Source organism: Bradyrhizobium sp. AS23.2 (assembly GCF_001908185.1).
Classification (GTDB): domain Bacteria; phylum Pseudomonadota; class Alphaproteobacteria; order Rhizobiales; family Xanthobacteraceae; genus Bradyrhizobium.
Window position 1 is genome coordinate 66,113 of sequence record NZ_LGHM01000026.1, and the last position, 20,540, is coordinate 86,652.

The window sequence follows — 20,540 nt, forward strand, 5'->3', positions numbered from 1 at the left end:
TTCTTCTTGCTCCGTTTTTCTGAACCGCGGTGGGCTGATTGGCAAGCGCGGAAATATTCCGTCGGGCGAGAGGGTAGCGGGTGGGCGCAAGTGATGCCCTCGTGTCCCGGACGCGCTGCAACGCGTTGGCGTTGCTGCGCAGAGCCGGGACCCATGCCGCCGCGCACATCGTTTTAACGTGGGCCCCGGCTCCGCAGCGCACCGCTAAGAGGCGTTGCGCTGCGTCCGGGGCACGAGAGCTTCGGTCGCCCAGAATCGTAAAGGTGTTTTGCCCGACGACACAACGATTTTCTATTTGGCGAAAGCAACCCCATGCACAGTAGAACGGCGATTGATTTCAAACAGAAAATCGTAGGGTGGGTTAGCGCAGCGGCTGCGCGAAGCGCAGTCGCTCGGCGTAACCCACCTCTTTCGTTTCCGCGGTGGCAGAAGTGGTGGGTTACGCTGCGCTAACCCACCCTACAAGACTGGGTTCGAGGCGAGACCGCCCTACTCCGCCGCGATCTGGCGCGGCGCGGGCGGCGGATTGGCCAAGTCTGCGGCGAGCTGGGCGTAGCGGGCCTTGGCGTCGGCAACCGCCTTCTCCTTCACCGGGCCGTAGCCGCGGATGCGGTCGGGCAGCGAGAGCAGCTCGACGGCGGTGTCGACGGTGACCGGCGACAACAGGCCGAGCACGGTGGCGACGTCCTTCTCGTAGCCGGCGATCAGGTCGCGCTCGAGCTTGCGGTCGGCGCTGCGGCCGAAGATGTCCAGTGGCGTGCCGCGCAGGAACCTGAACTTCGCCAGCACGCGGAACACGTTCAGCATCCACGGGCCGAAGGCGCGCTTCTTCGGGCGCCCCAGCGCATCGACGCCGCTCGCCAGGATCGGCGGGGCGAGATTGAAGTTGAACTTGAAGTCGCCCTCGAACTGGTCGCGGAGCTGCTGCTCGAAGGCGCCGTCGGTGAAGAGGCGCGCGACTTCATATTCGTCCTTGTAGGCCAGCAGCTTGGCGTAGTTGACCGCGACCGCGCGCGGCAGCGCTTCGTCATAACCGCCCTGCTTCGCGGCGTCGCGAACCTGATCGACCAGCTTGCGATAACGCTTGGCGAGACGGCCGTTCTGGTAGGCGGTCAGATGCTTGGCGCGATGCTCGATGACCTCGTCCAGCGTCATCGCGTCCAGCGTCTTCGGCGCGACGACCGCGTCCGTCCCCTTCAGCATGTCCGCGAGGCGCGCGGGGTCGGCGACCGCGAGGCGACCCAGGCGGAAGGCTTCCTTGTTCATCTTGACCGAGACGCCGTTGACCTCGATCGCCTGCTCGATCGCTTCAGCCGACAGCGGCAGCAGGCCCTTCTGATAGGCGTAGCCCATCATCATCATGTTGGTGGCGATGGAGTCGCCGAGAAGCTGCTCGGCCGGCTTGGTGAAATCGAAGAAGACGGAGTCCTTATGCAAGGCCGTCTCCAGCACCGCGTTCAGCTTGCGGGTCTGGAAGTTGAAGTCGCGGTTGAGGACGAAATCTGCGGTGGGAATGACGTGGCTGTTGATGATGCCGCGGGTGCGGCTGGTGTCGCAGAGCGAGATCGTGTCCTTGGCAACCGCGACCACCTCGTCGGCGGCAAGCACCACGTCGGCCGTTCCGGTGACGATCCGCGAGCAGGTCACCTCGGCCGGATGATCCGACAGGCGGACGTGGCTCAGCACCGCCCCGCCCTTTTGCGCAAGGCCCGACATGTCCAGGATCATCGATGCCTTGCCCTCGATATGAGCGGCCATGCCGAGCAGCGCACCGATGGTCAGCACACCGGTGCCGCCGACACCGCCGACGGCGATGTTATAGGGCTTGTCGAGCGCCGGGCGCGAGGCCGGCTCGGGCAGCGCGCCGATGTCAGAGAGATCGGCCGGCGCGCGGTGGCGCGGCTTTCCGCCGTCGATGGTGACGAAGGACGGGCAGAAGCCTTTCAGGCAGGAATAGTCCTTGTTGCAGGAGGACTGGTTGATGGCGCGCTTGCGTCCGAACTCGGTCTCCAGCGGCTCGACCGAGATGCAGTTCGACTGCGCCGAGCAGTCGCCGCAGCCTTCGCAGACCGCCGGATTGATCATGACGCGGCGCGCCGGATCCTCCATCAAGCCGCGCTTGCGGCGGCGACGCTTCTCGGCGGCGCAGGTTTGCACGAACACGATCGCGGACGTGCCCTTGAACTCCCGGCACATCTTCATGACGTGGTCGAGCTCGTCGCGGTGATATTTCTTCACGCCCGGCGCGATGGTGTCGGCCGGATAGGCGTCGGGCGCCTCCGAGACCAGATAGATCTCGCGGATGCCCTCGGCGTGGAGCTGGTAGGTGATCTGCTGCGGCGAGAGATCGCCGTCATGGCGCTGGCCGCCGGTCATGGCGACGGCGTCGTTGTAGAGGATCTTGTAGGTGATATTCGTCTTGGAGGCGACCGCCTGGCGGATGGCGAGAAGGCCCGAGTGGAAATAGGTGCCGTCGCCGAGATTCGCGAAAATGTGGTTCTCGTTTGTGAAGGGCGCGATGCCGACCCACGGCACGCCCTCGCCGCCCATATGCGTAAAGGTCTCGGTCGAGCGGTCCATCCACAGCGCCATGAAGTGGCAACCGATGCCGGCGAGCGCGCGGCTGCCTTCCGGCACTTTGGTCGAGGTGTTGTGCGGGCAGCCGGAGCAGAAATACGGAACGCGAGAGACCGGCGCGACCGCCTGCATTTGCGTCGCCTGACGGCCGTTGAACCAGTCGGCCTTGGCGCGGAGCATCTCCGCGATCTCGGGGTTGAGATTAAGTCGGAGAAGCCGCTCGGTGAGCGAGGTCGCAAGCGAGGCGACGCTGAGCTCGGCCGAAAAGGTCAGGAAGCGCTTGTCGTGCTCGTCCATCTTGCCGACGATGCGCGGGCGGACGTCGTCGCGCCAGTTGAACAGCTCCTGCTTGACCTGGTTCTCGACGATCTCGCGCCGTTCCTCGATGATGAAGATTTCCTCGAGCCCGACCGCGAACTGGCGCACGCCTTCAGGCTCGAGCGGCCAGGGCATACCGATCTTGTAGAGGCGAAGGCCGATCTTGGCGGCGACCTGCTCGGTGATGCCGAGCTCGCGCAGCGCCTGCCGCACGTCCTCATAGCTCTTGCCTGATGCCATGATGCCGAAGCGGGCGTTCGGCGAATCCATGGTGATGCGGTTGACCTTGTTGGCGCGCGCAAAGGCGATCGCGGCAAAGCCCTTGTAGTCCTGCAGGCGCCGATCCTGCTCGAAGCGGTCGTCGGGCCAGCGGAGGTTGAGGCCGCCGGGCGGCAGCTCGAAATCGGAGGGGATGATGAAGGGCTTCATTTCGTCGGTGAGGTCGATCTCGGCGGTGGTCTCCACCGTCTCCGTGATCACCTTCATGCCGACCCAACAGCCCGAGTAGCGCGACATCGCGATGCCGAGCAGGCCCATCTCGATCATCTCGTGGATGCTCGAGGGATAGAGATACGGCATCAGCGCCGAGATGAAGGCATGGTCGGACTGATGCGGGACGGTCGAGGATTTTGCGCCGTGGTCGTCGCCGGCAAGGCACAGCACGCCGCCGTTCTTGGCCGAGCCAGCGGCATTGCCGTGGCGGAACACGTCGCCGCAGCGGTCGACGCCGGGGCCCTTGCCGTACCAGATGCCGACCACGCCGTCGTACTTGGCGCCGGGCGAGAGATTGAGCTGCTGCGAGCCCCAGACCGCCGTCGCGGCCAAATCCTCGTTCACGCCGGGCTGGAACTTGATGTTGTACTGTTCGAGATGCTTGCGGGCGGCGAACAGCTGCTGGTCGTAGCCGCCGAGCGGCGAGCCGCGATAGCCGGAGATGAAGCCCGCGGTGTTGAGGCCGTTGGCGCGGTCGCGCCGGATCTGGGCCATCGGCAGGCGGACCAGGGCCTGGATGCCCGTGGTGAAGACGTGTCCGGTTTCCTGGGTGTATTTTTGATCGAGACTGATCGGACCCTGGTTGATGCCCATGTTTACCGCCCTATTCAGGTCTTGCTGACTTAAGCCGTTGCCTGCCCGTTGTTTTTAGCTAGGGCGCGCCGACCACCTGTGCCACTTTATGTCGGATATTTAACGCTCCGCATCACAAATCTGGACCAAACGGAGCGCCGGGCAAAGATCGCAATTTCGTGGCTGCGAGGCGTCACGCATTTTCGATTTGTGTCACCATACCCCCGCCGTCGCGAAATGACGTGACGCTCCTATCACGCGGGATGACGTCGATTGGTCGCAGGAGAGGCTTTCGATGCGGACGATTCTGGCTGGCTGGGCTCTTGTGGGTTTGGCATTGTGCAGTGCGGTTGCGAGTGCAGCCCTCGCCGCCGAGCCGACGCCGGAGCTGATCGCCCAGGGCAAAACGCTGGTCGAGGCCGGCGACTGCGCGGGCTGCCACACCGCCGATCCGGCGAAGCCGTTCGCGGGCGGCAAGCGCATCGACACGCCCTTCGGCGCGATCTATACGCCAAACCTGACGCCTGACCGCGACACCGGCATCGGCGCCTGGACGGACGCCGATTTCACCCGCGCCCTGCGCTACGGCATCGCGCCTGACGGCTCCAACTACTACCCGGCCTTCCCCTACCCTTACTTCACGCGGATGACCAAGGACGACACGCTGGCGATCCGCGCCTATCTCGGAACGCTCGCGGCCGTCACCAGCCGCAACAAGCCACCGGAGCTGCGTTGGCCGTTCACTCATCGCGGGCTGATGCGGGTCTGGAACTTCATGTATTTCAAGCCCGGCCTGTTCGAGCCGGACCAGAGCCAGAGCGCATCCTGGAATCGCGGCGGCTATCTTGTCACCGGGCTCGGCCATTGCGGCGCCTGCCACACTCCGAAGAACTATTTTGGCGCGGACAAGCAGGCGCAGGCGCTGTCGGGCAACGAGGTCGGCGGCTGGTACGCGCCAAGACTCGATGGCGCGACCCGCGCCGGGCTGAAATCATGGAGCGTCGAGGACGTCGCCGAATATCTGCAAAGCGGACGCAACCCCAAAAGCCATGCCGACGGGCCGATGGCCGAGGTCGTCGTCCACTCGACGTCGAAGATGAGCGATGCCGACGTGCATGCGATCGCGGTTTACTTGAAGAGCCTGCCGCCGGTGCGGCGCGAGACGATCGTGACGCCGCCTGACGATGCCGAAATGAAAGCCGGCCAGGCTGTCTACGCAAAACTCTGCATCGCCTGCCATGAGGCCGACGGCTCTGGTGCGCCGCGCATCTATCCGCCGCTGCCCGCCAACGCGCTGCTGCAATCGGTCAATCCATCCTCCACCCTGCGGATCATTCTCGACGGCGCACACAGCGTGACGACGCCGCGCGCGCCCAACGCCGGCGAGATGCCAGCCTATGCCAGGCAATTGTCCGACGAGGAGGTCGCGGCGGTGACCAACTACATCCGCAATTCCTGGGGCAACGCGTCACCGCTGGTGACGCCGGCGCAGGTGGCGAAAGCGCGGAAGCAGGAGCCGTAGTTAATAGGGCCTTTCTCCGTCATTGCGAGCGCAGCGAAGCAATCCAGAGTCCCTCCGCGGAAAGATGCGGGATTGCTTCGCTGCCCTCGCAATGACGACGTGGATGGAGCGTGAAAGAAACGCAACTACCGCTCCTCGTCTTCCGTGAACACGAATTTCGGCATCTCCCATTTGTAGCGCACCGCGAGGAGGCGGAAGCTGACGCCGAGGACGAAAGTCAAAATCGTCCAGAGCTCCGCGTTGAGCTTGAGGCCGAAGGCGGTGGCGTAGAACAGCCCCGTCACGACCGAGACACTGGCGTAGAGCTCGGAGCGAAACAACAGCGGCACATCGTTGCAGAGCACGTCGCGAAAGACACCGCCGGCGCAGCCTGTCACCATGCCGGAGACGATGACGATCGGCAGCGAGGCATCCATCTGCCAGGCGACGTTGCAACCGGCCATGGTGAAGACGACGAGGCCGATGGCGTCGAGCACGATGAAGGCGACTTTCAGCCGGTGCACGAGGCGCGCCATCAAAATGGTGACGAAGGCCGCGCCGCCGGCCAGCGCGAGATAAACGGGGTTCGCAACCCAGGCCAGCGGATAGTGTCCGAGGAGGAGATCGCGCAGCGTGCCGCCACCGAGCGCGGTGATGCAGCCGAGGAAGCAGACGCCGAGCCAGTCCATGCTGCGCCGGCCAGCCGCAAGCGCGGCCGTCATGCCCTGCGCGGCGACCGCAACCAGCGACAGGAAATACAATACGCTGTCGCTCTCCATGCTCCACATCGTCTTGTTCCCTATTTCGATGGTGGAACTTACGTCCAGGGTTCCCCAATGAACAGGTTCCCGATTCCCAACGCGAGGGCAACATGCGACGAAAGCATAAGGGAGCGCGGAACGGAATCTCGCATCTACGGGTTGTCTCACCGCAATCAACGAGGAGACCAATCGATGGCTGACGACCGTTTTCCGAACGATCCGTATCGCCCGAACCTCGCCGACGATGAGTATCTTCGCGCGGCGCGCCGCGATGCCGATCTTCAGGCCGATCCCGAGCTTGGCGAAGGCCCCGCCTCCAGCGGCAAGGTCGCGCTGTTTGCGGTGGCAATAGCCGTGGTGCTGGGCGCCGTGTTCTACGGCCTGAACAACACGAGCACGGGCAACAACCAGGCGAGCAACACACCGGCGACGCAGAGCGCTCAGCAGACGCAGCCCGCCAATCCGGCTGCGCCTCCCGGCATGCGCGACGTGACGCCGCGCAACAACGCCGCTCCGGGCGTGACCACGGGTGCTGCGCCGAGCAAGCCGGCCCCGGATACACAGGCGCCGTCTGACGGCGCGAAGTAAAACCACAACTGTCATCGCCCGGCGTGACCGGGCGATCCAGTATTCCAGAGACGGCGGAGTTCAAATCGAGAAGCTGCGGCGTACTGGATGCCCCGCCCCAGTGCGCAAGTGCGCACAAGGCGGGGCATGACGAGGAGCGTAGGAGAAAGCGGCGGGACCTCACATCCCGCCGCTATTCGTTTGGCCTCTAGCTGAACATCTTGTTGAGCTCGCCGCCGGGATAGCCGCTGCCGAGCTCGGTGAACGTCCCCTTCTCCGCCATCTCCTTCGCAGCGCGCATGAAGCCGCCCCATGCGGCACGCGCGAGCGAGCCGCCGACGCTGATCCGGCGCACGCCGAGATCGGCGGCTTCCTGCAACGACAGACCGGAGCCACCGATCAGGAGATTGAACGGTTTCGGATGCACCGCCTTCACCACCTCGGCGATGTCCTCGCGCGTTTTCAGGCCCGGCGCGTAGAGGCAATCGGCGCCGGCATCGGCGTAAGCGGTGAGCCGGTCGATGACGAGCTTGAGATCGGTGACGCCCCAGAGAAACGCCTCGCAGCGTCCGACCAGCAGCGTGCCGCTGTCGCCGATCGCCTTGCGCGACGCCTTGATGCGTTCGATCGCGAGCGCACGGTCGTAGATCGGCTTGTCCTTGTCGCCGGTGGAATCCTCGATGGACAGGCCGGCAACGCCGGTGCGCACCCCACGCTCGACATTCTCCGCAACCTTCTCCGGCTCGACCGCGAAGCCGCCCTCGAAATCCGCGTTGACGGGGATGTCGACCGCCGAGCTCAATGCTGCCAGGTGCTGACAGACGTCTTCCACGGTGACATGGTTGTCGGCCTTGCCGATGGTCCAGGCAAAGCCCGCGCTCGATGACGCGATCGCCTTGAAACCGAGATGCTGCAACGCCTTGGCGCTGCCGACGTCGACCGGATTGGGCAGGATGAAGCAGCCGCTCTCATGCATCTTCCTGAATGTCGCGCGCTTGTCAGCGGTTGTCACGTGCATGTTTCTCTCCCTTGTTGGCCGCGCAGACATAGGCACGCATTCGGGGCAGCGCCAGTGTGCGCCCGGCAGCGCCAGTGCGCGCCCGGCAGCGCCACTGCACACCCGAACACGCTAGAGCGCGTCGTGCACCGCGCGGCTGTCCTTCGGGGCCTGCTCGCGATCGGTCATGCTGTAGTCTCTGACGACGCCGGCGATGCGCAAGTGGTAATCGGCAAATATCTGGGCCCTGCCCTTGGCCTGGGTGCGGCGATGCTCCATCGTGTTGCGCCAGGCCTGCACTGCCGCCTCATCCCGCCAGAATGACACCGACAAGATCTTGCCCTTCTCGGTCAGGCTTTCGAAGCGCTCCACCGAGATGAAGCCGTCGATGGTTTGCAGGATCGGCTTCAGATCGGCCGCAAGGTCGAAATAGGCCTGGCGGTGTTCCGGCTTGGGCCAGACTTCGAAAATCACGGCGATCATGGGCATCTCCTGCTAGCGGTGCTCTGGCCTAGGTGTTCTGGCCTACACTACCACCTTGCGCAGGAATGTGCGCTCTTCCGCGAGGATGAACTTGTTGTCCTCGGCAAAATGGAAATTGGCCATGCCCTCCGCATCCTGCCGCAGCCGGGCGCGATAGGCTTCATAGGCCGCGAGACTCTCGAAAGTGATCAGCGCAGACGCGATGTTGTTGGTGCCCTCGTGCGGCATGAAATAACCGATGAGATCGCCGCCGCATTTCGGGATGATGGTGAGCCAGCGCTTCGAATACTCCTCGAACTGCGCGCGCTTGAAGGGATCGAGCTGGTAGCGGATGAAGACGGTGACTGACATGATGGGCTCCTCTGTTTCCACATCGTCATTGCGAGCGCAGCGAAGCAATCCAGGCTGTCTGTCCCTCATCCTGAGGAGCGCGGAACGCGCGTCTCGAAGGATGAAGGCCCCGCTGGTGGCCTCGCCCTTCGAGACGCGCGCAAGAGCGCGCTCCTCAGGGTGAGGATCGACTTTCCGATCTTGCTTCGCCGTTCGTTGGCAACGACGATGTGGCAACACGCTACGTCCTTGCCCGACCGCAATGCTTCGGCTACCATCGAAGCATGAAATCAGGTCCCGACATCGCCATGGTCGCTTCGCTCGTCGGCGACCCCGCCCGCGCGAACATGCTCACCGCGCTGATGAACGGCCGCGCGCTGACCGCGAGCGAGCTCGCGCAGGAGGCCGGCATAACGCCGCAGACCGCGAGCTCGCATCTCGCAAAGCTGGAAGCCGGCGGGCTGGTCGAGCCGGAGAAGCAAGGCCGCCACCGCTACTATCGCCTCACAGACGACGACGTCGCCGGCGTGCTCGAGGGCCTTGCGGGCCTCGCCGCACGGACCGGCCACATGCGCGTGCGCACCGGGCCGAAGGATCCGGCGCTGCGGCGCGCGCGCATCTGCTACGATCATCTTGCCGGCGACCTCGGCGTGCAGATGCTCGACACCATGCGCGAGCGGCAACTGGTCAGGCAGAAGAAACAGGAGATCGAGCTGACGGCTGAGGGCGAGCGCTTCCTCGCAAAGCATCTGCAGATCTCGCCCGAGACGCTCGCCCATCCGCGCCGCCCGGTATGCAAGGCCTGCCTCGATTGGAGCGAGCGGCGCCACCATCTCGCCGGCACGCTCGGGGCCGCCATGATGCGACGCTTCGCCGAATTGAAATGGGCTGCGCGCGATCCCATGCCCGGCAGTCGCGTCGTGAACTTTACGCGCACCGGCGAGAAGCAGTTTGCGGCATTGTTCGGGAACGCCAAGGACTAAACACAACTGCGTGTGAACGTGGCAGTGCGCAGCGGCCGGACTTGACCCGGCCATCCACCCGTTTATGGCCACCGTCGTTCCGGGGCGATGCGAAGCATCGAACCCGGAACCTCGCGATTCCGGGTTCGCGCTGCGCGCGCCCCGGAATGACGGCACCAGATACGAGACCCCAATGAACCGCACCCTCCCGGCCGCCCTCTGCGCCGCCCTCATCGCCTCTTCGCTCACCTCCGCTCAAGCCGCGGACACGACCCCACGCGAGCCCTACGGCATCGCGCTCGAAGGCTTTGCCTATCCCTATGCGGTGCATCTGCTGCCGGTCGTCAATGACGGCGAGCAGCTCAGCATGGCCTATATGGACGTCGCACCAGTGCAGCCGAACGGCCGCACCGTGGTGCTGCTGCACGGACGCAATTTCCCGTCGAGCTACTGGGCGCCCGTGATCAAGATGCTGAGCGAAGCCGGCTATCGCGTCGTGGTGCCGGACCAGATCGGCTTCGGCAAATCCTCCAAGCCCACGGGCGAGCTGCATTTCGACACGCTGGCGCGCAACACCATCGCGCTGCTCGATCATCTCGGGATCGGCAACGCCGACATCGTCGCCCATTCGCTCGGCGGCATGCTGGGTGTGCGCATCGCCCGCGCCTATCCCGACCGTGTTGCCCATCTCGTGCTGACCGCGCCGATCGGGCTGGAAGACTACCGCCTCTACGTACCGCCGACGCCGACCGAGAAGATCATCGAGACCGAGGACAAGCTCACCGCCGATGGCTACCGCAAGCAGCTCCAGACCAATTACGCGATCAAGCTGCCGCCGGATGCGATCACTCCGTTCATCGATGCCCGCTTCAACATCAAGGGCAGCCCGGACTATCCGCGCTGGCTGCGCGCCTTCGTCAGCTCCGCCCAGATGATCTATCGCGAGCCGGTCGCGCACGAGATCCCGCTCATCACCGAACCGACATTGTTCATCATGGGCGCCGACGACCACAACGCGCCGGGCCGGCCGAACGCGCCGGAGGCGCTGCGCGCCAAGATGGGGCAGAACGCCGAGCTCGCGAAGGCGCTCGCCGCGAAGATGCCGAACGCGCGGGCCGAAGTGATTCCGGACACCGGCCACCTCGTCTTCCTCGAAGCGCCGGAGAAGTACAAAGAGCTGGTGCTCGGTTTTCTCGACCGCTAGCGCCATTCTGTCGCACGAAGCCGCATGCGGGGAACGTTCATGCCGCATTCAGGTCATGATTGGCAGGTTTGGATCGCGCCGTGCCGACATGTCGCACAATTTAACCTATCGAATCGTGTCTTTTGATTCATTGTGCGCCGCAAGCGCCCTGCCCCCAAAAGACGAGAAGGAAGATCAAATGAAATATCTGTTTGCCGCCGTCATGCTCGCGAGCGCGGTCGTCGGTTTCAGCGAGGCGGCCAGCGCCGCCGGCGGCTGCGGCCCCGGCTGGTACCGTGGCGCCTATGGTCACTGCCGTCCGATGCGCGGTCCTGTCGTCGTGGCTCGCCCGCCGGTCGTGGTCGCCCCGCCGGTCGTCGTAGCGCCGCGTCCGCGCGTGTGCCCCTATGGCTTCCGCTGGTACGCTGGCCGCTGCCGCCCGATCTGATCTGACCTTTTCACACGACGAGATGGCCGCGCGGCGAAAGCCTGCGCGGCCATTCTCTTGTCGGTCATCAGGACGAACAAAAACGGGGACAGCAAAGCGCGGTCCCCGTTTGGCGTTTGCAGGCCTTCCTGGCGGCGCGGCGTTACCAGTGCCGCCAATGGCGGCGGCGATGCCAACGATGGCGCCAGCCCCAATGACGGTGATGCCAGTGGCCGTGGCCATGCCAGTGCACCTGCTCCGGCTTCAGCTGGGCGGATTCCTCGCTGGTGGTGACGGCGGGATGAGCGTCCGGATTGCCTTGCGGCATGCGGGCATCACCGAGCGGCTGCGGCGACAACGGCGCGGCTTCTGCGGCGGCGGTGAACGCGGCCGCTCCCGCTGCGACACCGATTGCAAGTTTCAAAAAGTTCCTGCGCTCCATGACATATCCTCCGGCGATCGAGCAAGTGATGCCGAGGAAGTGTCGCGGCCGGGACATGAACTGCCGCTGAATCGCGCGTTCAGGTTCATGGAAGAGGTGACAAGGGGAGCCGTAGCCTGGATGGAGCGAAGCGCAATCCGGGATTCGTGCATCAGGCGAGGTCCGCAAATTACGCTTCACTCCATCCGGGCGACGATCTGCCTACTTCGCAAACTCCTGCGCCAGCACCAGCGTCTCGCGCGATCGCTTCACATCGGGCCAGTCGCGGTCGAAATCGGCGACGAGCTGCTTCAACGCATCGCCCTTCAGCGTCGCCGCGAGCTTGGCCTCGTCATCGAACTGATACATCGCCTGATGCAGCGAGGGATCATCTAAGCTCCAGAACCGCCAGGCTTTGCTCACGCCGAACGCCTTCACCGCGTCGGGCACATGCTCGCTCTCGTACCATTTGTCGAAAGCGGCGCGCTTGCTGGGATCTGTCACGATCGCACGGACGACGAAGAAGGCGGCGGGCATCGGGGTTCCTCCTGTTGTTTGGCGTCAGCATAGACCGTCAAAGTGGCGGTAACAAAAAGTCCACACGACGGATCATGCCCGGCCTTGTGCCGGGCATCCACGTCGTTGTTTCCGGCCGGCCTGGACGTGGATGGCCGGACAAGCCCGGCCATGACGAGCCATGTGCGCTTTGTGAGAAATTTCGACTCCGCTGTCGGAACGCGCGCCGTTCGCTCGTCCTTTGCGTTGAACCGGGACACGGAGACACCGAATGGCCAACCTCACCCTCACCACCTTCGATTGGGTTCCCGAGCTACCGCGGGGTTTCGTGCGCGATCTGCGTGTGCGCTGGGCCCTCGAAGAGGCCGCTTTGCCTTATCGCGTCGCGAGCGTGCCGTTCGGCGATCGCAGCGCCGCGCATTTGGCGCACCAGCCCTTCGGTCAGGTACCGTGGCTGACCGATGGCGACATCTCGATCTTCGAGAGCGGCGCCATCCTGCTCCATCTCGGCGAGCGCAATGCAGAGCTGATGCCGACCGATCCGCGCGGCCGCAGTGAGGCGACGAAATGGGTGTTCGCCGCGCTCAATTCGGTGGAGATGGCGAGCTTGCCCTGGTCGATCCTCAAATTCACCGGGAATGCGAGCGATACACCGGCGTGGAAATTTCTGGACGACTTCCTCAAGCTCCGCCTCAAGCACATGGAGCCGGTGCTGGCCGACCGCGAATGGCTGGCGGGCTCCTTCTCCGTCGCCGACATCCTGATGTCGGACGTGCTGCGCCTCATCGATCGCTTCGACGGGCTCACGGAACATCCGGCCTGCCGCGGCTATGTCACCCGCGCCACGGCCCGCCCGGCCTTCGTCAAAGCCCGCGCGGACCAGATGGCCTATTTCGCCGCGGCGGATGCGGCGCGCTGACCGGCTAAACCCACCCTCCCCGCGCCATCACAGCCGCACAGAGCAGGATGACCACGATGGCTGCGAGTTCGCCGTGGATGATCGACGACACCAGCCGCTTCTGCCTGGCGTCGAGCACAGGCGCCTGCCCCGCTTTGATCGACGAACTCCACGACAAGAACTCCTGCGTCGGAATGACCGACAACGCCCCGAGGATGACGAAGAGCGCGATTTTCGTCAGGAACGCGTAGCTATGCAGGTAGTAGTCGTAGCCTTTCTCGAAGAATAACACCCGCAGCAGCCCGACGATGAGCAGCGCCGCGGCGGCAGCGCCCAGCACAACATCGGTGACCTGAAGCCGTCGTGCGATCGACACCGTTAGTTCCTGCCGGATCAGCGTGAACTCGACCGCGACCGCTGTGACCAGCGTGAACACGCACAGGTGATGGAAGAAAGTGGACATGTTCGAGGTCATGAAGGAAGTCGCTTCGACGTGCGACGATGTGAGCTAGTTCACAATGAACCGGTTGACAGAAGCAGTAACCTTGCTTTGGCAGCAACTCCGTTGCCTTATAGGAGGTGTATCATGAAGACCGCACTTCTTATTGCAGCCACATTAGCTTTCGGTGTTGTGTCAGCTAATGCTGGTAGTAATCAGCATCATGTTTCATCACTCCATCAGAAATACCGATCAACTGTGATGACTGCTGGCGCTCCTCCAACAGGTGCTAGTATTGACGAACGACCTGCTTGGGCACTCTACAGGCAGAATCTGCACGATTCAGGCTACAATCCTAAGCAGAACATGGATCAAGATGGTCATATGTGCGTGTCCTGTGATTATCACGGCAATTGACCACGCTGGTCCTCTGACGACCGAGAGCGGGATAACCGCAGATCGAGCAGCCAGTGAAGGAGAACCGGGGCGGGTGAGCAAATAGAAACCTCGCACTTGTTCAATACGAGCTTCGCCAAAAAAATACCCCCCCAAAGATTCCCATTATAGGTTTCCTCTCGGGGGCTTTTTTTGTTCGCGCGCCCCACGGCTCAGCCATGCGTTCCGGTTCGCGCCAATGGCCGACCTCACGCTGACCACTTTCGATTGGGTTCCCGAGCGACCGCGGGGTTTCGTGCGCGACCCTCGTGTACGTCGGGCGCTGGAAGAAGCCTCCTTGCTCTATCGCGTCGCGAGCGTGCCGTTCGGCGATCGAAGCGCCGCCATCAGACCAGCTTCATCGGCGTATCAGCGACGACGCGAAGGTCGATCCTGCCGATCAATGCCGAGCGACGCGCCTCCGCAGCACCAATGGCGCTCTCGGTTTGCTGCAACGTGCTGATGTTCGAACCGAGCGACACGATCCCGCCCAGCACCAGGGCGATCGATCCGAGCGCAGCGGTCAGGCCTGTCCCCAACAAGCCGAGGATCGTGATCAACAACAGCGCGGCGCCACCGCCGATGGCGATCTTCGACGCCAGAATGAACTTCCGGCATCGCTCGGCGATCTCAGCGAGCGCCGCGATCCGATCTTCGATGTCCGAAATCTCGTCAGTCAGATCGTCTTCGGTCATTGGATCGAGGATGCCAAATCAGAAGAAATCAGTAGCCCGCATGAGCGAAGCGACACGCGGGATCTGAGTAGAGACCCGGATGTCGCTACGCCCATCCGGGCTACGTCCTTTCTCACAACGGCAAATTGTCGTGCTTCTTCGCCGGCATTTCCGTCTTCTTGTCCTTCAGCATCGCCAGCGCACGCGCAATTCGGCGGCGAGTCGAGTGCGGCATGATGACGTCGTCGATGTAGCCACGCTCGGCGGCGATGAACGGCGACAGGAAGCGGTCCTCGTATTCCTTCGTTCGCGCCGCGATCTTGTCGGGGTCGCCGATGTCAGAGCGGAAGATGATCTCGACCGCGCCCTTGGCGCCCATCACCGCGATCTGGGCGGTCGGCCAGGCGTAGTTCATGTCGGCGCCGATTTCCTTCGAAGCCATGACGTCGAAGGCGCCGCCATAGGCCTTGCGGGTGATGATGGTCACCAGCGGCACGGTGCACTGCGAGTAGGCGAACAGCAGTTTCGCGCCGTGCTTGATCAGGCCGCCATATTCCTGAGCGGTGCCCGGCAGGAAGCCCGGCACGTCGACGAAGGTGACGATCGGGATGTTGAAGGCATCACAAAAGCGGACGAAGCGCGCGGCCTTGCGGGACGCGTCGCTGTCGAGCACGCCGGCGAGCACCATCGGCTGGTTGGCGACGAAGCCGACGGTGCGGCCCGCGATGCGACCAAAGCCCGTGACGATGTTCTTGGCGAAGGATTCCGCGATCTCGAAGAAGTCGCCCTCGTCCACGACCTTCAGGATCAATTCCTTCATGTCGTAGGGCTTGTTCGGATTGTCGGGGATCAGCGTGTCCAGGGACATGTCGACGCGTCCGATGTCGTCGAAGCTCGGCCATTCCGGCACGCCGTCGGTGTTGTTGGACGGCAGGAAGTCGATCAGGCGCCGCATCTGCAGAAGCGTCTCGACGTCGTTCTCGAAGGCACCGTCGGCGATCGAGGAGCGCGTGGCGTGGACCGAGGCACCGCCGAGCTCTTCGGCGGTGACGACCTCGTTGGTCACCGTCTTCACCACGTCGGGACCGGTGACGAACATGTAGCTGGTGTTCTTCACCATGAAGATGAAGTCGGTCATCGCCGGCGAATAGACGTCGCCGCCGGCGCAGGGGCCCATGATGACGGAGATCTGCGGGATCACGCCCGAGGCGAGCACGTTGCGCCGGAACACGTAGGAATAGCCGGCGAGCGCCGCGACGCCCTCCTGGATGCGGGCGCCGCCCGCGTCGTAGAGGCCGATGATGGGCGCCCGCGCCTTCATCGCCATGTCCTGCAGCTTGGTGATCTTCAGCGCGTGGGTCTCGGACAGCGAGCCGCCGAACACGGTGAAGTCCTTGGCGAACACAAACGTCTTGCGGCCGTTGACGGTGCCCCAGCCGGTGACGACCCCGTCGCTGGGGATCTTGGTCTTCTCCATGCCGAACTCGGTCGAGCGGTGCTCGACGAACATGTCGAATTCCTCGAACGATCCCTTGTCGAGCAGGAGCTCGATGCGTTCGCGCGCGGTCAGCTTGCCGCGGGCGTGCTGCGCGTCGATGCGCTTCTGCCCGCCGCCGAGCTTTGCGCCGGCACGACGTTCTTCAAGGGCGTCCAGGATATGTTTCATTTGCTCCCGCCAGTTCTTAGCCTAAATGCGATTGCCGGGGGTTCTAACACGGCATTTTGCGAGCCGGGAAGCGGCTTTCGGCGTCGCAGGGCTGCCCTGCCGCAGCGTGAAAGCGCAAGGAATTACAAAGTTTTGCCTGGGAGACGACCATGGACGAGCAAGCTGCCGAGACCGGCGCGGCGACGGGCGGCGTCAACATCCTGCTCCGCCTGGAGGGCCTGACCCTGTTTGCGGGCATGGTGATGCTCTACGCGGCCTGGGGCGGCTCCTGGCTGGTGTTCGCCCTGCTCTTCTTCGTTCCCGATCTGAGCTTCCTGGCATACCTGTCGGACGCCAAATTCGGCGCCCTCGTCTACAACGCGGCCCACAGCTACATGCTGCCGGTGACGCTGATGACGCTGGGCTTCGGCTTCGCCTCGCCCCTCACCCTGTCGATCGCCTTGATCTGGCTCGCCCATATCGGCATCGACCGGGCGCTCGGCTATGGCCTGAAATATTCGGCCGGGTTCGGCTTCACCCATCTCGGCCGGATCGGCCGGCAGAAGGACGCCTGACCCCGAACGCTCTGGCGGCGGGAGTGCGGCCATTTTGTCGGCCCTCGCCGGTTGACCAGGCCTGCCGATTCAGGCTTGCTCGGAACTCACGATCAGGCGCCGAATGTTGCGTGAGCTCAGTCGGTACGGCGGCGGTCACCACGTCTGGCTGCAAGCATCACCCAATGTCCGCGACGGTCGTCCCCCTGCCGCCGAAGAGTTCGTCCGAAACCACCGACTTCCTGCGCCGGATGGCCAGCATGGTGTCGGGGCGGAACGGCGAGATGCTGCTGCGCGCCGCAACCCTGATCGAATCGCTCACGCAGCGGGCGATGTCGGCCGAACGGCTCTTTCACGAGCAGCAGGAAGAGAACAAGCGCCTCGTCAAGCTGCGTGAAGCCACCGAGCTCGTGGTCGCTCAGATCGAGACCCTGCGGAAGCAGCTTGCCGACGTGACCTCGGCTGCCGCCACTGAGCGCGCAGCGTTCGATGCCGAGCGCGGCAAGCTGCTCGGCCTGATGCAGGATGCCGAAAGCCACATCGGCAAGCTCACCATCGAGCTCGAGACGCTGCGCGCCTCCGTCGACAGTTTCAACGAGACCGCGGTCTCCGTGCCGATCGAGGTGCTGCGCCTGGCACGGACACAGTTCGATTTCCTCTGCGACGGCTTTGCCCGCAAGGGCGACCTGATCTCACAGGCGATGAGCGAGATCGGCGGCTTTGCGATCGACCAGGTGCTGACGGCGAAGAAGACCGATACCGCCTGAGCTGGCCACGGCTGGCGAATTGACAGCGCGGCGATTCGGCGGCCGGCGAGCCGGTGTGTCGCTGAGCGACTGCTCGGCCTGCATGGTTCGAGACGCCCGCTCTCGCGGGCTCCTCACCATGAGATGCACATGGGAGCCGGCGTCGGCGCTATATACTCCGTCATTGCGAGCGCAGCGAAGCAATCCAGGGTTCCTCCGCGGAAAGATTCTGGATTGCTTCGTCGCATCAGCGCAAAATTGCTTCGCAATTTTGTCGCGAGCTCCTCGCAATGACGAGTCTCCTACGGCTCGCCCGCCTTGAACGGCTCCTGCTTGTCCGGCGGCACAGTCTCCTCCGCCATCGCCAGCAGCATCGCGACCATTACGTAGTTGCCGGCGACCGCCGTGAGGTCGACGATCTGCTGGTCGTTGAAAACCTTCTTCGCCCGCGCATAGGTCTCGTCGGTGACCTTCTTGGTGGTGGTGAGCTCGGTGACGAAGTCGTAGACGACAGCCTCATCCTCGGCCATCTTCGACGGGCGCTTGTTGGCCTTGAGCTCCGCGATGATGTCGGGCGACAGGCCCGCCTTCGCCGCCAGCGGCGCGTGGGCGAACCATTCCACCTGCGAGCGCCACTGCCGCCCGATGATGATGATCGCAAATTCGTTGAGCTTGGTCGGGACCGACGTCTCCCAGCGCAGATAGTAGAACAGGTCGAACAGGCGCTGGCCGAGCACGGGGCTGCGGATCATCGGATTGTAGGGACCGCCGATGCCGACGCTCGACACCTTCATGATCTGCTCGCCGAGCGGCTTCTGCCTGGCGTCGAGCTGGTCCATGGTGAGCTGCGGGAAGCGCGGCTCCTTGCTGGTGGCGGGTGCTGCCAACATCGTGGCGGCGAGCCAGCCGCCCGCAGCGGCAAGCGCGAGCGACGACAGCCAGAGCGGCTTTGAGTTCATTGTTTTCCTCCCGACCATTTTTCTTGCTTGGTCGGGACGATGCTATTCGAGCGACTTGGTATGCGCCAGCGCGGTGAAGCTAGATCGCGCCGATCTCGGCAAGGCAGGCTTGCGTCAGCGGCATGCGGGCCTCGATGTGGCGCTGCTCGCGGCAATCCATGTTGAGCGCGAACACGGTGTGCGCGCTGCCCTTCTCAGCCCAGCCGACCATCCAGCCGAGCGACGGCTCGCCGCGCTCTGCCCCTAACAGCCCGGACTTGGCGCGGATGACGCTCTCGCCGGCCTTGGTGACCGGCAGGATGTCACAGACGAGATCCTGGCTGCGCTTTGAAATCGGCAGCGCGCGGCGGCGCAGCCGGTCGACGAAATCGATCTGCTCGACCGGATCGATGCGCAAGGCTCCGGTGAGCCAGAACTGGTCGATGCCGCCGCCGATATCGCGATTGCCGTAGTCGAACAGATCGACATATTTCTGCATTCGCTCCTGGCCGATGCGACGCGCGATCTCCTGATAGACCGGCACCGCACTCACGAGAATCGCGCTGCGCAGCGTGTGATCCTTGTTCCAGGCTTCGATCGGACGCTTCACACCGTCCCAGGGAAACACGTCCTTGTCGGGATCGGCGACAACGCCGGTCTCGAGCGCAATCAGCGAGTTTGGAATCTTGAAGGTCGAGGCCGGCAGCTTGCCCTCGCCCGAACGCTCGTTGTCGCTGGCGACGATCAGATAGTCGTCGACCTTGTAGGCGACGAAGGTGCCCGCCGTGCCGAGGTCGGTGAAGCGTTTTGCCAGGCTCTCGCGGATCTCGTTGCGCGGCGGCGCGACATGAGCGAGCGCGCGCTGCGGCATGGTGGCGGCTGCGGCAAGAAGGCCGAGGGTAGAGCGGCGGGTCAGCAAGAGCAGTGTCCGTTGAATTTGGAAATACCGCGCGACCATGCAGCCTCTATCGTGGTGAAACGATGACGGGCTACCGCGCCCGGCCCGACAGCCGCAGCACGAACACCAGCACTTCGGCGACGGCCTTGTAGAGGTCGGGCGGGATCTCCTCGCCGAGCTCGACCTTAGAGAGCGCGCCGGCCAAAATCTCGTTCTCCTCGATCGGGATGTCGTTCGCCCTGGCGATCTCGACGATCTTTGCGCCGATCGTGCCCTTGCCCTTGGCGACGACGACAGGCGCGCCACTGCCCTTCTCGTAATGCAGCGCGATCGCGAGCTTGGACTCATCGCTCATGTGGCGCGATCCAGGAAATGCCCCGTACGGGTCGGCGCAGGCTGCGGCGGGGTGCCGTCGCGGACCACGATGTCGCCGGGCTTGAGCTCGGCCCTTGTCAGCGCCTGATTGAGCTCGCTGAGGCCGGCCCGGAGCTGCTGCGCGGTCGCCGGCCGCTCCGCCCACATCCGCACGAAGGTCTTGTCGCCGTTAAGCGTGATCAGCGCATGCACGGGGCCGGCCGGCTCGACATTGAGCGAGAAGCGCGCGCGCCAGGCGCGCTTGGCGGGATCGGCGGACTCGCTGCCGCCGTCGCGCGAGATCTCGAACTGCGCCATCGCGGTGCCGTGCGGGGTTGCAAAGGGAATCTCGAAATTCCACTGCGGCACGGCGGGATCGATGCGATGGCCCGAGGCATCGGTGCGGTCGGGGAGCGAGGCGACCTGGAGCAAGGTCTGCCGTGCGATCGCGGCATCGGTGTCGTCGAGCAGGCGGTGCACGGTCGCGGCCAGCGGGGTATCAGGCGCGAGCGTCGCCGAAGCGATCGATTGCGGCGACGGCAGCGCACCGCGGATCGGCGGCGGCGTCGCGCGCGCGGCCGCCTCGAAGACGTGGCCATCAGGCACCGCCTTGTTCGAACCGGGGACGTTGCCGGTCATGCGCGGCAGGTTCTGCGTGACCTCCTGCAAGAGGCTCGCGGCAAGGCCGGCGGACATCGTTCGCGGCACTGCGGCCTGCGAGACGTCGGCGGCGATATCAGCAAGCACGGCGACCGCGAAGGCGGCGCTGCGCGGCATTTGCGGCGTTTGGGCGATGTCCGGTTCGGGCGACAATGATGCTGCCTGCGCCGCCTCGCCCGCGGCCTGAGCCG

23 protein-coding genes and 1 pseudogene are annotated in these 20,540 nt (G+C 64.3%); 10 read left to right on the forward strand and 14 right to left on the reverse strand.

Annotation, left to right across the window (positions count from 1 at the left end):
- Positions 1–489: 489 nt before the first annotated feature.
- A complete protein-coding gene (locus AC630_RS05600; protein ID WP_074117526.1) occupies positions 490–3,981 on the reverse strand; it encodes an indolepyruvate ferredoxin oxidoreductase family protein in 3,492 nt (1,163 codons plus the stop codon).
- 274 nt (positions 3,982–4,255) lie between these two features.
- On the opposite strand from AC630_RS05600, the gene AC630_RS05605 reads away from it, so the two are divergent.
- The gene (locus AC630_RS05605; RefSeq protein WP_074117527.1) at positions 4,256–5,482 is read left to right on the forward strand and encodes a c-type cytochrome; all 1,227 of its coding nucleotides are present in this window, start codon (positions 4,256–4,258) and stop codon (positions 5,480–5,482) included.
- 125 nt (positions 5,483–5,607) lie between these two features.
- Here the strand turns inward: AC630_RS05605 and AC630_RS05610 are convergent, their stop codons facing one another.
- The gene (locus tag AC630_RS05610; protein ID WP_074117528.1) at positions 5,608–6,249 is read right to left on the reverse strand and encodes a trimeric intracellular cation channel family protein; all 642 of its coding nucleotides are present in this window, start codon (positions 6,247–6,249) and stop codon (positions 5,608–5,610) included.
- Between the two features lie 165 nt (positions 6,250–6,414).
- Here AC630_RS05610 and AC630_RS05615 point away from each other — a divergent pair, with 165 nt between their 5' ends.
- Complete coding sequence (locus AC630_RS05615; RefSeq protein WP_074117529.1) at positions 6,415–6,810, forward strand: hypothetical protein; 396 nt, start codon at positions 6,415–6,417, stop codon at positions 6,808–6,810.
- A 187-nt stretch (positions 6,811–6,997) separates the two neighbouring features.
- On the opposite strand, the gene AC630_RS05620 is transcribed toward AC630_RS05615, so the two are convergent.
- The 3 genes from AC630_RS05620 to AC630_RS05630 all read right to left on the reverse strand — a co-directional run bounded on the left by AC630_RS05620 (position 6,998) and on the right by AC630_RS05630 (position 8,620).
- The gene (locus tag AC630_RS05620) at positions 6,998–7,807 is read right to left on the reverse strand and encodes an isocitrate lyase/PEP mutase family protein (RefSeq protein WP_074117530.1); all 810 of its coding nucleotides are present in this window, start codon (positions 7,805–7,807) and stop codon (positions 6,998–7,000) included.
- 111 nt (positions 7,808–7,918) lie between these two features.
- Positions 7,919–8,269: an antibiotic biosynthesis monooxygenase family protein gene (locus tag AC630_RS05625; protein WP_074117551.1), complete on the reverse strand. Its 351-nt coding sequence runs from the start codon at positions 8,267–8,269 to the stop codon at positions 7,919–7,921.
- Between the two features lie 42 nt (positions 8,270–8,311).
- Positions 8,312–8,620, reverse strand: coding sequence for an NIPSNAP family protein (locus AC630_RS05630; RefSeq protein ID WP_074117552.1), 309 nt, complete (start codon positions 8,618–8,620; stop codon positions 8,312–8,314).
- A 263-nt stretch (positions 8,621–8,883) separates the two neighbouring features.
- Between AC630_RS05630 and AC630_RS05635 the strand changes: the two genes are divergently transcribed.
- The 3 genes from AC630_RS05635 (at position 8,884) to AC630_RS05645 (ending at position 11,192) form a co-directional block, all read left to right on the forward strand.
- Positions 8,884–9,582, forward strand: a complete 699-nt coding sequence (locus AC630_RS05635; RefSeq protein WP_074117531.1) for an ArsR family transcriptional regulator — start codon at positions 8,884–8,886, stop codon at positions 9,580–9,582.
- Positions 9,583–9,754: 172 nt separating this feature from the next.
- The gene (locus tag AC630_RS05640) at positions 9,755–10,765 is read left to right on the forward strand and encodes an alpha/beta fold hydrolase (RefSeq protein WP_074117532.1); all 1,011 of its coding nucleotides are present in this window, start codon (positions 9,755–9,757) and stop codon (positions 10,763–10,765) included.
- A 178-nt stretch (positions 10,766–10,943) separates the two neighbouring features.
- Positions 10,944–11,192, forward strand: coding sequence for a GCG_CRPN prefix-to-repeats domain-containing protein (locus AC630_RS05645; RefSeq protein ID WP_074117533.1), 249 nt, complete (start codon positions 10,944–10,946; stop codon positions 11,190–11,192).
- 142 nt (positions 11,193–11,334) lie between these two features.
- On the opposite strand, the gene AC630_RS05650 is transcribed toward AC630_RS05645, so the two are convergent.
- On the reverse strand, positions 11,335–11,613 hold the full coding sequence (locus tag AC630_RS05650; protein WP_074117534.1) for a twin-arginine translocation signal domain-containing protein: 279 nt from the start codon (positions 11,611–11,613) through the stop codon (positions 11,335–11,337).
- Between the two features lie 201 nt (positions 11,614–11,814).
- Entirely contained in the window at positions 11,815–12,129 is a 315-nt protein-coding gene (locus tag AC630_RS05655) for a hypothetical protein (RefSeq protein WP_074117535.1), read from the reverse strand.
- A 250-nt stretch (positions 12,130–12,379) separates the two neighbouring features.
- On the opposite strand from AC630_RS05655, the gene AC630_RS05660 reads away from it, so the two are divergent.
- Positions 12,380–13,027, forward strand: a complete 648-nt coding sequence (locus tag AC630_RS05660) for a glutathione S-transferase family protein (protein WP_074117536.1) — start codon at positions 12,380–12,382, stop codon at positions 13,025–13,027.
- A gap of 4 nt (positions 13,028–13,031) precedes the next feature.
- Here the strand turns inward: AC630_RS05660 and AC630_RS05665 are convergent, their stop codons facing one another.
- Positions 13,032–13,481: a DUF2214 family protein gene (locus tag AC630_RS05665; RefSeq protein ID WP_074117537.1), complete on the reverse strand. Its 450-nt coding sequence runs from the start codon at positions 13,479–13,481 to the stop codon at positions 13,032–13,034.
- A gap of 111 nt (positions 13,482–13,592) precedes the next feature.
- On the opposite strand from AC630_RS05665, the gene AC630_RS43450 reads away from it, so the two are divergent.
- Positions 13,593–13,862 carry a hypothetical protein gene (locus tag AC630_RS43450; RefSeq protein WP_143197837.1) on the forward strand — a complete coding sequence of 90 codons (270 nt, stop codon included), beginning with the start codon at positions 13,593–13,595 and terminating at the stop codon, positions 13,860–13,862.
- Between the two features lie 217 nt (positions 13,863–14,079).
- A pseudogene (locus AC630_RS46730) lies at positions 14,080–14,226 on the forward strand (glutathione S-transferase family protein); the annotation flags it as partial.
- 1 nt (position 14,227) lies between these two features.
- Here the strand turns inward: AC630_RS46730 and AC630_RS05675 are convergent.
- Entirely contained in the window at positions 14,228–14,575 is a 348-nt protein-coding gene (locus AC630_RS05675; RefSeq protein ID WP_074117538.1) for a hypothetical protein, read from the reverse strand.
- 112 nt (positions 14,576–14,687) lie between these two features.
- Entirely contained in the window at positions 14,688–16,220 is a 1,533-nt protein-coding gene (locus AC630_RS05680) for an acyl-CoA carboxylase subunit beta (protein ID WP_074117539.1), read from the reverse strand.
- A 149-nt stretch (positions 16,221–16,369) separates the two neighbouring features.
- Here AC630_RS05680 and AC630_RS05685 point away from each other — a divergent pair, with 149 nt between their 5' ends.
- A complete protein-coding gene (locus tag AC630_RS05685) occupies positions 16,370–16,774 on the forward strand; it encodes a DUF4260 domain-containing protein (RefSeq protein WP_074117540.1) in 405 nt (134 codons plus the stop codon).
- A 164-nt stretch (positions 16,775–16,938) separates the two neighbouring features.
- Complete coding sequence (locus AC630_RS05690; protein WP_074117541.1) at positions 16,939–17,520, forward strand: hypothetical protein; 582 nt, start codon at positions 16,939–16,941, stop codon at positions 17,518–17,520.
- A gap of 281 nt (positions 17,521–17,801) precedes the next feature.
- On the opposite strand, the gene AC630_RS05695 is transcribed toward AC630_RS05690, so the two are convergent.
- The 4 genes from AC630_RS05695 to fliK form a co-directional block, all read right to left on the reverse strand.
- The gene (locus AC630_RS05695; RefSeq protein ID WP_074117542.1) at positions 17,802–18,458 is read right to left on the reverse strand and encodes a carboxymuconolactone decarboxylase family protein; all 657 of its coding nucleotides are present in this window, start codon (positions 18,456–18,458) and stop codon (positions 17,802–17,804) included.
- Between the two features lie 79 nt (positions 18,459–18,537).
- Complete coding sequence (gene blaOXA / locus AC630_RS05700) at positions 18,538–19,395, reverse strand: class D beta-lactamase (protein ID WP_502691500.1); 858 nt, start codon at positions 19,393–19,395, stop codon at positions 18,538–18,540.
- A 31-nt stretch (positions 19,396–19,426) separates the two neighbouring features.
- On the reverse strand, positions 19,427–19,690 hold the full coding sequence (locus AC630_RS05705; RefSeq protein ID WP_074117543.1) for an EscU/YscU/HrcU family type III secretion system export apparatus switch protein: 264 nt from the start codon (positions 19,688–19,690) through the stop codon (positions 19,427–19,429).
- Positions 19,687–20,540, reverse strand: an 854-nt coding sequence (fliK, locus tag AC630_RS05710; RefSeq protein ID WP_074117554.1) for a flagellar hook-length control protein FliK, incomplete at its 5' end; no start/stop codon positions are given. The genes AC630_RS05705 and fliK, both read right to left, overlap by 4 nt.